We start from the raw sequence: 12,926 nt of genomic DNA, 5'->3' as shown, positions 1-12,926 counted from the left end.
ATCAATTTTAAAAATAACACCATAATAAAAAAGTAATAATTATCATATTTCGAAAAAATAGCAAGTGCTACTTTTGATGAAATTTTTAAAAACAAATAAAAAGCTTAAAGCCTAGTGCTTAAAGCCTAAAGCAAAAAATATGAAAGGCGTATTATTAGTAAACTTAGGTTCTCCGGAAAGTCCAACTCCAAAAGATGTAAAACCGTATTTAGACGAATTTTTAATGGATAAATATGTAATCGATGTTCCGTATTTATTAAGAGCATTATTGGTTCGCGGCATTATTTTAAGAAAAAGACCGGAAGAATCTGCACACGCTTACGCGAAAATCTGGTGGGAAGAAGGTTCTCCATTAGTTGTGTTGTCTGAAAGAATGCAGCAAAAAGTACAGCCTTTAGTAAATGTCCCGGTTTGCCTGGCAATGCGTTACGGAAGTATGACGATCGAAAAAGGACTTCAGGAATTGAGTGATAAAGGAGTTACCGATGTAATGCTTTTTCCGTTATATCCGCAATATGCGATGGCTTCTACTTTGACTATTTTGGTTAAAGCCGAAGAAATTCGCAAGAAGAAATTCCCTCACATGAAATTTACAGATGTTCCGGCATTTTACAACAAACCCGATTACATCAAAAACTTAGCAGATTCTATTCAGAAACATTTAGCTGGGTTTGATTACGATCATTTATTGTTTTCGTATCACGGAATCCCGGAGCGCCATATCCGTAAAACTGATGTAACAAAATCGCATTGTAAAATCGACGGTTCTTGTTGTAACACGCCATCTCCGGCGCATGAATTTTGTTACCGTCACCAATGTTATGAAACGACAAAACAAGTCATCAAATTATTAGGGCTTTCGGAAGATAAATATAGTCTGACTTTCCAATCTCGTCTGGCAGGCGATAAATGGTTAGAACCTTATACGGATGTTGAAATTGATAACATGCCGGCAAAAGGAATCAAGAAATTAGCAGTTGTAACACCGGCATTCGTTTCAGATTGTTTAGAAACTCTGGAAGAAATCGCCATGCGTGCCAAAGAAGATTTTGAAGCAAATGGAGGAGAAGAGTTCCTGGCGATTCCGTGTTTGAATGATGATGATGAATGGTGTGAGACGGTTTCGAATTGGATTAACGATTGGGCTAAGTAAAATTTGTTTCAGGTTTAAAGTTTCAAGTTTTTCTCAAAGTTGATTAACCTGAAACCTGAAACCTGAAACCTGAAACAAAATAACAATGGAATATTATAATTACTTAAAATCACTGCATATTATCTTTGTATTAACCTGGTTTGTAGGTTTGTTTAATATAGTGCGTTTGTTTGTATATCAAATAGAAGCAAATGATAAACCATCTCCCGAAAAAGAAATTTTGCAGGCGCAATTCAAAATAATGAGTTACCGCCTTTGGTACATAATCACATGGCCATCAGCAATTTTAGCCAGTATTTTTGCTTTTTGGATGCTGTTTTTCACGGATTTAGGAAATGCGTGGCTCAAAATGCCCTGGATGCACATTAAATTAGGTTTCGTTTTTCTATTGTATCTGTATCATTTAAAATGCCATCAGATTTTTAAACAATTACAAAATAATGAGGTGAAATATTCCAGCAATTATATGCGTTTATGGAATGAAGGCGCCACTATTATACTATTTGCTATTGTTTTTTTAGTAGTTTTAAAAAGTGCCTTCAACTGGATCTTCGGCGTAGTCGGAATCATTTTATTCTCTGTTTTACTTATGTTAGGCTTTAAATTTTATAAACGAATTAGAGAAAAAAAATAGTTTTTTTAGTTTCAGGTTTCAGGTTTCAAGTTGACAAATGCAACGTAACCTGAAACGTGAAACCTGAAACAAATAAAACAAAAATAATGCTGAACAACTTCAAAATGTCAATGCTGTCCCTTCGTATCAGGATTTTCCTGTCGATGATTGTATTGATTGTAGTGGCATCTTTTTTATTGGCTTCGATTTCGATTATTCAGTTTAAAAATGAAGCCAAAGAATACCATCAGGAACGTTTAGAACGAAAAGAAAATGCAGTAAAGGAACACATTAATTACGTTTTAGCAACGACAACTTATCCGTTAAAAACCCAGAACTTAGATTTAATCTTCAAAGATAAAATCCATGAATTAGCCCAAATTCATAAGATCGAAATCAATATTTACAGCCTTGATGGCAAACTGCTTAAATCATCAAAGGAATCTTTTGCCGTAGATAAAGCACCGCCGCCAATTCCTGAATATATTCTGAAATTGGTTCGTTCTTCCATCGAAAAACGTTTTGTAGATATTAAAAATATTGACGGAGTTAAAAATCGCTCTTCATACAGTTTAATAAAAGACGAAAAATTCAAACCACTCGGAATTTTAAATCTTCCGTATTTAGAAGACGATGGTTATTATGATAACGAATTGAATACTTTTCTGATTCGTTTAAGTCAGGTTTATTCTTTTATGTTGCTTGTGGCGTTTGCTTTGGCATATTTCCTTTCGACTTATATTACAAAATCACTTAAAACTATTTCAGATAGATTAGAAGAAACGAATCTGGATCAGAAAAACGAAAAAATTGTTTTGGAAGCCAACAGTAAGGAAGTTAATTTCCTTATAAAAGCGTATAACGGAATGGTGGATAAACTGGAAACGAGTGCCATAAAACTGGCACAAAGCGAGCGTGAAGAAGCGTGGCGCGAAATGGCAAAACAAGTCGCACATGAAATCAAAAATCCGCTTACACCAATGCGTTTGACGGTACAGAGTTTTCAACGAAAGTTTGACCCTTCTGCGCCAGATGTAAAACAGAAAATGAACGATTACTCTGAAACCTTAATTCAGCAAATTGATACCATGACTGCGGTAGCTTCGGCGTTTTCGAACTTTGCCTCGATGCCGGCACAGCAAAATGAAACCTTAAATGTTGTTGAGGTTGTAGAATTAGCACTGGATATTTTCAATGAAGATTATATTGTTTTCGAAAGTGACGAAGAAGAAATTATTTCTAAAATGGATCGTACGCAATTGATTCGTGTGATTACCAATCTGGTAAAAAATGCAACGCAGGCGATTCCGGAAAGTCAGTTTCAAAAATCGATTGTGGTTACTGTAAAAAGACGAAATAATAATGTTGAAATTGCGGTAAAAGACAACGGAATCGGAATCCAAAAACAGGATAGCGGTCGAATTTTCGAACCTAAATTCACTACTAAAACCAGCGGAATGGGGCTTGGTCTCGGAATTATAAAAAACATCATCGAAAATTACAAAGGAACAATTACCTTTGAGTCAACTTACGGAAAAGGAACCACATTCAGAGTTTCTTTACCTATCACCAACTCATAAAAAACAGCGTCATGAACTACGAAAATCTTTTAATCTCGATTGAAGAAAAAATCGCAACCGTAACTATTAACAGACCTGCAAAACTAAATGCTTTAAACAAAGCGACTATCAGCGATTTGAGTAAAGCAGTAAAATTATTGGGTAAAAATGATGACGTTCGTGTAATTGTAATCACAGGAAGCGGTGAAAAAGCTTTTGTAGCCGGAGCTGATATTTCTGAGTTTGCCAATTTTACGATTGTCGAAGGAGCACAATTGGCTGCTGAAGGACAAGAATCATTATTTGATTATATCGAAAATTTAAAGAAGCCCGTAATCGCTGCCGTAAATGGTTTTGCATTGGGCGGCGGATTAGAACTGGCAATGGCTTGTCATTTTAGAGTGGCTTCAGATAATGCCAAAATGGGTTTGCCGGAAGTTTCTTTAGGATTGATTCCGGGTTACGGAGGAACACAGCGCTTGCCACAATTAATAGGGAAGGGTCGTGCCATGGAAATGATTACGACAGCAGGTATGATTTCAGCCGAAGAAGCGAAACAATATGGGTTGGTAAATCATGTGGTGTCTCAGGCTGAACTTTTATCTTTTACAACAGTAATTGCTCAAAAGATTATTAAAAATGCACCTTATGCCATTGGTAAAGCGATAAAAGCCATCAATACCAATTATAAAGATGGAAAAGATGGTTTTGAAACCGAAATAAAATCATTCGGAAAATGTTTTGGAACTTTGGATTTTAAAGAAGGTACAACAGCTTTTTTAGAAAAACGTAAAGCGGAGTTTACAGGGAAATAATTTTCTTAACCGCAAAGTTCGCTAGGAACTACGCAATCCCGATAGCTATCCGGAGCCAAGTTTTTTAAATTCTTTGTGTTCTTTGCGTAAATCTTTGCGACCTTTGAGGTTAAATAATAATAATACAGAGATTCGTAAGATAAAAACTCAGAACCTTAGCACCTTAAAAAAAATGTACGAACCAATATTTGCCCTTTTTTGTGAACGAGTTAAAGAAAGCATTCAAAGCGGCACTTTCGCAAAATTAACTTTGGCTAAAACCATGGGCGATACCGAGATCAAAAACATTTATTTCAGATTAGTTCTGAATGAAGATGATACATTTTCGATTTCATTAACAACTCGTTACAAAACAGAAGAAATTGAGAGCATTCATACTTTAGATGAAGCGTTGTTGGTTTTAGGTTCTTATATCAAGAAACCATTTCTAACCGCACTTTTGTTTACTACAGATAACGACGTTACTTTCAAAGTAAATAAAAAGAACGCCGGAAGTATTATCGAACAGCCGCCGACATTTAAAAATGCTTCGCCGGTAATGCTGGAGATGATTGAGAAAGGGATGGTTTAAAGATTAGTTTTTTATTTGATACCCGATTTGTCAGACTGAGCGAAGTCGAAGTCCCGATTTCTGAGTAACTTTGACGGACTTCGACTTCGCTCAGTCTGACAAAAGAATAAAATCTTAGCGCATCTCTGCGTAGCTTCTTCGTGAATCTCCGTGAAATATCCTTCTAAACCAGTTTTACAAATAAGTTAGAAGCAATTTTATTCGAAATAGATAATTCTCTGTTATCAATCTTTATTTTTAAAGATAAATCGAAAGATTCCTTAGATAAAAACTCGATTTTAGAACCTAAAGCAATTCCTTGTTTATCAAGATATTTTAAGAATTCTGATGAAGTGTCTTTTACGCCTACACAGACACCAGTTTGGTTTTCGCTTAATTCTGAAAGTAAGTACTTTTCAATTTTGATTATTCGTCCATTCGCATCCGGAATCGGGTCTCCGTGCGGGTCTTCTGTTGGGTTTCCAAGAAAATCATCCAAACGGTTAATCAATTGTTCAGATTTGATGTGTTCCAGCTGCTCTGCAATATCGTGAACTTCATCCCAGCTGAAATTTAGTTTTTCTACTAAAAAAACTTCCCACAAACGATGTTTTCTAACAATCATTTTGGCTGCCAGTTTTCCATTTTCGGTTAATGAAACCCCTTGATACTTTTTATAATTCACCAAATCTTTCTCAGATAGCTTTTTAAGCATATCCGTAACCGATGAGGCTTTTGTTTCCATCATTTCAGCAATAGCGTTTGTACTGACTTCAGTTTCAAGGGAAGCAGTCAGGTGATATATCGCTTTTAGGTAGTTTTCTTCTGAAAAAGTCATTCTTTTTGAGGTTCTAAGGTTCTAAGGGACTGAGGTTCTAAGGTTTTGTTTTAAAGTTTTAAAAAACCTTTGGACCTCAGTACCTCAGTACCTTTATTTAACAATCAGCAAAGGTATTGAAATTTTATGTCTCAATTTGTCTACGGTTGTACCAAATAAAATATCTTTTAGCCCAGTATGGCCGTGGGTTCCCATAACCAGAATATCAAAATTGCCTTCGTTGATGATTTTCGGAATTACTGAGTTTGGTTTTCCAAAACCTAATTCAGTTTCGATTTTGAATCCTTTATCAGAAAGCATTTTTTTGTACTCTAGTAATAATTTTTCGTCAATTGTAGTTTCATGATCGTGTACATGAACGCCATACATCAAAGCACCAACCGTTTCTACAATATGTATAAGTGTGTATTGGGCATTCATTCCGCCTAATTCAAAAGCTTTATTCAATGCAGCTTCATCAGCATTGGAGAAATCTACAGAAATGGCAATATTTTGTAATGAATGGCTTTCTTTTGGTGTAAACTTCAATTTTAGATTGTGTGGTGAATGGTTTATTGTTTTTGATTTGGCTTTAGCAATAAAAGGTTTAAAAACGATAAATAGCAATAAGCCCAGAAATGCAAAAGCAAGCGGAACTACAGTAAGCCAAAGGAGAGTTGGGTTATTTGAACTTTCAAGCCACGAAGAGATTTCGTCGTAAACCAATTTTGCGTTCAATGAAACAATAATAGTAGCAATGAGCCATGAAACAACCTGAGTGGTTTTAGAGATATGAAACCCATTCATTTTGGATTTATCACTCACAAAGTGAATCAGCGGAATAATGGCGAAACCTAACTGTAAGCTTAAGATAACCTGACTAAGGATAAGCAGTTTTCCTGTAACGTCTTCTCCGTAAATATAAATTACGACTAAGGCAGGAACAATTGCAATCAAACGAGTGATAATTCGGCGTACCCAAGGCTGAATACGCAGGTGCAGATAACCTTCCATTACAATTTGTCCGGCAAGCGTTCCGGTAACGGTTGAACTTTGACCTGCCGCGATAAGTGCTACAGCAAAAAGTATCGGAGCCCATTTGGTTCCTAATAAAGGTTCTAAAAACTGATGAGCATCCTGAATTTCGGCTACCTCAAACATTCCGTTTTTGTGAAAAGTGGCTGCAGCAAGAATTAAGATGGCAGCATTTACAAAAAAAGCAAGATTTAAAGCAATTGTCGAATCGATGAGGTTGTATTTTAAAGCTTGTTTGATTCCTGCAGGCGTTCTGTCAAATTTTCTGGTTTGTACCAAAGAAGAATGCAGGTAAAGATTATGAGGCATTACCGTTGCACCAATAATTCCGATGGCGATGTATAAAGCGGCTGAATTTGGAATAGAAGGAACAAGTCCGCCGATGATTTTATGAATTTCAGGTTCGGCAAAGATCATTTCAAAAATGAATGAAAAACCAATAATAGCGACTAATACAATTATAAAAGCTTCCATTTTACGAATTCCTTTGTTGATGAGGAATAAAAGAAGAAATGTATCCAAAACAGTAATCAAAACACCTTCAAAAAGCGGAATTCCAAATAGAAGATTCAACCCAATCGCCATTCCGAGAACTTCTGCCAGATCACAGGCCGCAATAGCGATCTCAGCCAGAAAATAGAGAATATAGTTGATGTATTTGGAATACGTTTCTCTCGAAGCTTGTGCAAGATCGCGCTGTGTAACAATTCCAAGTCGTGCACTTAAACTTTGTAAAAGCAATGCCATTAAGTTGCTCATTAACAAAACCCATACTAAAGTGTATCCAAACTGGCTTCCTCCTGCAATATCTGTTGCCCAGTTGCCGGGATCCATATAGCCAACACTTACCAAATAGGCGGGACCTAAAAAGGCTAATATTTTTCGGAATCCGGTTTTTTTATGTTCTGTAGCAACCGATTGGTTTACTTCTTCTAAAGATTTAGTCATTTTAAAGTATTGTTTTAACAAATATATAGAAAATTATATTTGCAGAACAATATTTTTAGACTAGCCTAAATATTAAATGTTAGAATTTAAACAATTTGGACATAATCCTGATAATGTAAAATTTATATTATTTACTTTATAATTATGAGGCATAATATAACTTGGTTTTACATTTTCTAGACAGGTTATTTCAAGGCATTTTTCACAACTGAAATGGGCGTGGTTGTGAATATGAACCCGCTGTGCATGATGATGACATTTTGCATATTTTACTGTTCCGTCAAGATCAACAATTTTATGAACGATATCATCATTAACGAGGCGGTCTAAGATCCTGTAAACGGTAACACGGTCACAGACATCTTCAATTTGTTTGTAAATTTCTGTATGAGACAGTGCAATTTTTGATTTGCCAAAAATCTCTAAAACGGCTGTCTTTGCTGTAGTATTTCTTGCTGTTTTCATTTTTTTCGTAATAAAAATAATATCGCAACAATGTTGCAATTAGTTTTTTATGTGTATATTTGCAACATAATTGCATTAAAGCAAATGTACATGAAATGAAGAAAATTACAACATCTTTTTACGATATTTTAGGAGTATCAACTGCAGCTATTTGTTTGGTGCATTGTTTGATTTTTCCACTTTTAACGATTCTTCCTTTAGGACTAAATCATAATCCGGTAATTGATTTGCTGTTTGCTTCAATTGGCGTTTTTGCTATTTTCAAAATTATAAAAAAAACATCTCTTTTCGTATCCTCAATTCTGGTTGTTTCAATGAGTCTGATCTGGATCAGTATTTTGGGTGAAATACTATTTGAAATTCATATCGATTTAATTTATTTCGGTGGAATCGGAATGATTATCGGACATTTATTGAATTACAGATTACACAAAAAACAACATCATTAAAAATTGGCAGTATGAAGCAAAAGAATTTTGAAGTGATTATTATTGGAGGCAGTTACAGCGGATTGTCTGCCGCAATGAGTTTAGGGCGTTCTTTGCGTCAGGTTTTGGTTATTGACAGCGGTTTGCCTTGTAACAGACAAACACCACATTCTCATAATTTTATTACGCATGACGGAGAAACACCGACTGCTATTTCGGCGAAAGCCAAATTACAAGTCGACTTTTACAAGACAGTTCAGTTTTACAACGGGCTAGCCATTGATGCTGTTAAAACACAAAATGGTTTCGAAATTAAAACAGAATCCGGAGCACTTTTTACTTCTAAAAAGTTATTATTCGCCACCGGAGTTAAAGATTTACTTCCGGATATAAAAGGTTTTGCAGCATGTTGGGGAATATCGGTTTTACATTGTCCGTACTGTCACGGCTATGAAGTTAAAAACGAAAAGACGGCTATTGTTGCCAATGGAGAAATGGGTTTTGAATATGTAAAATTGATTTCGAACTGGACAAAAGATCTTCGGTTGTGTACCAATGGGAAATCAGAATTAACTTCGGAACAAACACAAATTCTTAAAAATCATGGCATTTTGATTTTGGAAGGAGAATTGGATTCTTTCGAACATAATGCCGGATATATTTCGAATATTGTTTTTAAAAAAGGAGAAAAGATGGATGTAAAAGCCGTTTATGCAAGACCACCATTAGAGCAGCATTGTCCGTTACCAAAAGTTTTAGGCTGTGAACTCAGTGAACAAGGATTGGTAAAAGTCGATTTTATGCAGAAGACAACTGTTTTTGGTATTTATGCAAGTGGAGACGCTACGACTCAAATGCGTTCTGTGGCTTTGGCGGTTTCATCCGGATCTTTTGCGGGAGCAGCAATCAACAAAGAACTTATTGACGAGAATTTTAAATAAGCAGGTGAAAATTGCTCGCAAAGACGCCAGGTTATATAAAATTAGGTGCAAAAAAGCTTTGCGCCTTCGCGTCTTTGCGAGATTAAACAATAATGCTTTAGACCTTAAAAATTGAAAATGTAACATATTGAATTTAATCCGTTTGATTTTTTTTGTTTTAGAATAATTGTTTATCAAATTTAATTTTTAGTTTTGTCTAAATTTAATTTTATAAGGATGAAATATTTATTTTCAACAATATTAATAATTTTAACTACAAGTCTATACTCGCAAAGTATTTCCGGAAAAGTACAGGCATTAATTCCTGTCGGACAGGAAACAAATATTAGTTTATTAAATACAAACTTTAAAACACAAACAGATTCGTTAGGATTTTATAAACTCGAAAATATTCCAAAAGGAACTTATAGAATACATGTGACCATGGAGGGATTCGAACCTCAAACCCAAAAAATATTCCTTTTAGAAAATCAGGATTTGAATCTTGATTTTGAATTAAAGGAAGACAAAAACGAACTGAATGAAGTAGTAGTTTCAGGGACTTTAAAACCTGTAAAACGTTTGGAAAGTACTGTTCCGGTTGAGGTTTATTCGCCGGTTTTCTTTAAGAAAAATCCAACGCCTAGTATTTATGATGCGCTTCAAAACATCAATGGTGTACGCCCTCAGCTCAATTGCGGCGTTTGTAACACAGGAGATATTCACATCAATGGTTTAGAAGGTCCGTACACCTTGGTTCTAATTGACGGAATGCCCATTGTGAGTAGTCTTTCGACAGTTTACGGATTATCAGGAATTCCGAATTCACTGGTAGAACGAATTGAAATCGTAAAAGGCCCGGCATCTTCTTTGTATGGAAGTGAGGCAGTTGGCGGATTAATCAACATTATTACTAAAAATCCAACGAATGCTCCGGTCTTTTCAGCAGATTATTTTACAACTTCTTATTTTGAAAGTAATCTCGATTTAGGAATGAAGCTTAATGCCGGAAAAAAAGCGACTTCAATTTTAGGTGTGAATTACTTCAATTACGATCAGGTCATCGATAAAGACCACGATAATTTTACTGATGTTACACTTTCTGAACGAATTTCGGTTTTTAATAAATGGAGCTTTAAGCGTAATCATAATCGCCTTTTTACCCTTGCAGCACGCGGAATGTATGAAGATCGCTGGGGCGGAGATGTGCGCTGGGAGAAGAAATACCGAGGTGGCGACGAAATCTATGGAGAAAGTATTTATACCAAGCGAGGCGAATTAATAGGAAGTTATCAATTGCCGTTTGAAGAAAAACTAATGCTTTCGTTCTCCGGAAACATACATTATCAGGACAGCCGTTACGGAACGACATCGTATATCGCCAATCAGAAAATTGGATTTTTGCAACTCACCTGGGATAAAAAAATGGGACGTAATGATTTCCTTGCCGGAATTGCAAGCCGATACACTTATTACGATGATAATACACCGGCAACCAAAGAAGCCGAAAGTACCTGGTTACCCGGAATTTTTGTTCAGGATGAAATTGCAATTTCTCCAAAAAGCCATGTTTTGCTGGGAGCTCGTTACGATTATAACTCGATTCACGGTTCAATTTTTACCCCTAGATTCGCTTACCGTTTCAAGGCAAATGAAAACACGATCTTTAGATTAAATGCCGGGACAGGATTTCGTGTTGTGAACTTATTTACTGAAGATCATGCTGCACTTACAGGTTCCAGGGATGTTGTGATCCGGAATGATTTGAAACCGGAGCAATCTGTAAATGTCAATTTGAATTACATTCAGAAAATTAATTTCGGAAATGGAACTTTTATGGGAATTGAAACCACTGCTTTTTACACTCGTTTTAGTAATAAAATCATTTCAGACTACGAAAGTGACCCAAACAAAATCATTTACAATAATATTGATGGATACGCCATAAGTCAGGGAATCAGTACTAATGTGGATCTTAATTTTCCGTCAGGATTAAAATTTATTGTGGGGGCAACGGTTTTAGACAATAAAAATGTCGAAAACGGAATTTCACAGCGGCCTTATTTAACTGAGAATTTCACCGGAACCTGGAGTGTTTCATATAAAATCCAGCCTTGGAATTTGTCAATAGATTATACCGGAAATGTTTATAGTCCGATGGATTTGCCTTTGCTAAGTGAATACGATCCCAGAAGTCCAAAATCACCCTGGTACAGCATTCAGAATATTCAATTTACCTATTCAGGATGGAAGAATTTTGAAGTTTACGGAGGCATCAAGAATCTTTTAAATTTCAGACCAAAACAGAATAATCCGTTTTTGATTTCGAGAGCAAATGATCCATTTGATAAAAATGTGCAATATGACTCAGCCGGAAAAGTATTGGTAACTCCCGATAATCCGTATGGTTTGACTTTTGATACCACTTATGTTTACGGACAAAACCAGACTATTCGCGGTTTTTTTGGATTGCGATATACTTTCAGATAAATGCAGATGTCTGGAAAACATTTGTCAGGCTGAGTGGAGTCGAAGCCCTTTCCAATTTACTAGCCTTCGACTTCGTTCAGGTTGACATCGGATTTAAAAAAAACTAACAAATGAAAAAGCTAGTTATAATTCTCTTTTTTTTAGGAATCACCTCCGCAGGATTCGGTCAGCTTCAAAACAGATCATTTGAAGCAATTGATAGTCTACAGCAGATTCAAAAACGAAAGGTCATCGTTTTTATTCATACAGATTGGTGTCAGTTTTGCCAACGGATGAAAAGTACGACTTTTAAAAATCAGGAAATAATTCAAAAATTGAATTCCGGTTTTTATTTTGTTGATTTTAATGCAGAAGAAAAAAGCGATATAAAGTTTAATAATCACATATTTAAATATCAGCCAACAGGCAATAACGTTGGAATTCATGAACTGGCATTGCAATTAGGGACCACGAATAATCAGATAGTTTATCCGGTTTTATGTGTTTTGAATGAGAAAAACGAAATTATCTTACAATATCCGAATTATTTATATCCGAAGGATTTTAAGCATTTTTTAGAAAATCTGGAAAAATGAATCTGTCTGTTAAAACAAAATCCTCTAAGAATCAATCGAACTATAACAAAACTTTATACTTCAAATTAAGTAGTTGCGGGGAAACTTTGTAACTTTGCAATTCAAAAGTAAAATTTAAAAAATAAAAATATGTATCCACAAGAAATGGTAAAACCAATGGAGGCTGAATTAACAGCTGCTGGTTTTCAAGATTTACATAGTGCAGAAGCTGTAGATAATGCTATCAACGCTGAAGGTACCACATTAGTAGTTGTAAATTCTGTTTGCGGTTGTGCTGCTAGAAATGCACGTCCGGGAGCAAAAATGAGTTTGCAGGGAGCAAAAAAACCGGATCATTTAATCACTGTTTTTGCAGGTGTTGACAAAGAAGCGGTTGATGCTGCAAGACAGCACATGTTTCCTTTTCCTCCATCTTCGCCATCTATGGCTTTGTTCAAAAATGGAGAATTGGTTCACATGTTAGAGCGTCACCATATCGAAGGGCGTCCTGCTGAAATGATTGCTGAGAATTTACAGGATGCTTTTAATGAGTTTTGTTAATTCTTAAGCTTCTAAGTT

At 35.6% G+C, this 12,926-nt stretch carries 13 protein-coding genes; 10 read left to right on the top strand and 3 right to left on the bottom strand.

The annotated features are described in order from the left end of the window. The first annotated feature begins 139 nt into the window (after positions 1–139). The 5 genes from hemH (at position 140) to FLV_RS06750 (ending at position 4,711) form a co-directional block, all read left to right on the top strand. Positions 140–1,153, top strand: a complete 1,014-nt coding sequence (hemH, locus tag FLV_RS06770) for a ferrochelatase (RefSeq protein WP_243232145.1) — start codon at positions 140–142, stop codon at positions 1,151–1,153. A gap of 85 nt (positions 1,154–1,238) precedes the next feature. Beyond that, positions 1,239–1,787, top strand: a complete 549-nt coding sequence (locus tag FLV_RS06765) for a CopD family protein (RefSeq protein WP_031456713.1) — start codon at positions 1,239–1,241, stop codon at positions 1,785–1,787. A 143-nt stretch (positions 1,788–1,930) separates the two neighbouring features. Then, positions 1,931–3,346 carry an ATP-binding protein gene (locus FLV_RS06760; protein ID WP_243232237.1) on the top strand — a complete coding sequence of 472 codons (1,416 nt, stop codon included), beginning with the start codon at positions 1,931–1,933 and terminating at the stop codon, positions 3,344–3,346. Positions 3,347–3,357: 11 nt separating this feature from the next. Continuing rightward, positions 3,358–4,140, top strand: a complete 783-nt coding sequence (locus FLV_RS06755) for an enoyl-CoA hydratase/isomerase family protein (RefSeq protein WP_243232144.1) — start codon at positions 3,358–3,360, stop codon at positions 4,138–4,140. A 172-nt stretch (positions 4,141–4,312) separates the two neighbouring features. Continuing rightward, positions 4,313–4,711 (top strand): hypothetical protein, encoded by a 399-nt coding sequence (locus FLV_RS06750; RefSeq protein WP_243232134.1) that lies wholly within the window; start codon positions 4,313–4,315, stop codon positions 4,709–4,711. A 163-nt stretch (positions 4,712–4,874) separates the two neighbouring features. Here FLV_RS06750 and FLV_RS06745 read toward each other — a convergent pair whose 3' ends face one another. The 3 genes from FLV_RS06745 to FLV_RS06735 all read right to left on the bottom strand — a co-directional run bounded on the left by FLV_RS06745 (position 4,875) and on the right by FLV_RS06735 (position 7,955). Then, positions 4,875–5,528 (bottom strand): metal-dependent transcriptional regulator, encoded by a 654-nt coding sequence (locus FLV_RS06745; protein ID WP_243232128.1) that lies wholly within the window; start codon positions 5,526–5,528, stop codon positions 4,875–4,877. A 93-nt stretch (positions 5,529–5,621) separates the two neighbouring features. Beyond that, the gene (locus tag FLV_RS06740; RefSeq protein WP_243232126.1) at positions 5,622–7,490 is read right to left on the bottom strand and encodes an Nramp family divalent metal transporter; all 1,869 of its coding nucleotides are present in this window, start codon (positions 7,488–7,490) and stop codon (positions 5,622–5,624) included. Between the two features lie 72 nt (positions 7,491–7,562). Further along, positions 7,563–7,955 (bottom strand): Fur family transcriptional regulator, encoded by a 393-nt coding sequence (locus FLV_RS06735; RefSeq protein ID WP_243232125.1) that lies wholly within the window; start codon positions 7,953–7,955, stop codon positions 7,563–7,565. 95 nt (positions 7,956–8,050) lie between these two features. Here FLV_RS06735 and FLV_RS06730 point away from each other — a divergent pair, with 95 nt between their 5' ends. The 5 genes from FLV_RS06730 to FLV_RS06710 all read left to right on the top strand — a co-directional run bounded on the left by FLV_RS06730 (position 8,051) and on the right by FLV_RS06710 (position 12,908). Continuing rightward, positions 8,051–8,404: a MerC domain-containing protein gene (locus FLV_RS06730; RefSeq protein ID WP_243232124.1), complete on the top strand. Its 354-nt coding sequence runs from the start codon at positions 8,051–8,053 to the stop codon at positions 8,402–8,404. A gap of 11 nt (positions 8,405–8,415) precedes the next feature. After that, complete coding sequence (locus tag FLV_RS06725) at positions 8,416–9,324, top strand: NAD(P)/FAD-dependent oxidoreductase (protein WP_243232123.1); 909 nt, start codon at positions 8,416–8,418, stop codon at positions 9,322–9,324. A 216-nt stretch (positions 9,325–9,540) separates the two neighbouring features. Next, positions 9,541–11,793 carry a TonB-dependent receptor gene (locus tag FLV_RS06720; protein ID WP_243232122.1) on the top strand — a complete coding sequence of 751 codons (2,253 nt, stop codon included), beginning with the start codon at positions 9,541–9,543 and terminating at the stop codon, positions 11,791–11,793. Positions 11,794–11,903: 110 nt separating this feature from the next. Continuing rightward, positions 11,904–12,368: a thioredoxin family protein gene (locus tag FLV_RS06715; protein WP_243232117.1), complete on the top strand. Its 465-nt coding sequence runs from the start codon at positions 11,904–11,906 to the stop codon at positions 12,366–12,368. Positions 12,369–12,497: 129 nt separating this feature from the next. After that, on the top strand, positions 12,498–12,908 hold the full coding sequence (locus FLV_RS06710) for a BrxA/BrxB family bacilliredoxin (RefSeq protein ID WP_163409320.1): 411 nt from the start codon (positions 12,498–12,500) through the stop codon (positions 12,906–12,908). The last annotated feature ends 18 nt before the right edge of the window (positions 12,909–12,926 follow it).

It is taken from the genome of Flavobacterium pectinovorum (assembly GCF_022802975.1).
Classification (GTDB): domain Bacteria; phylum Bacteroidota; class Bacteroidia; order Flavobacteriales; family Flavobacteriaceae; genus Flavobacterium; species Flavobacterium pectinovorum_B.
The sequence above is the reverse complement of the archived record's forward strand: the minus strand, read 5'-3'. Positions and strand labels throughout refer to the sequence as shown.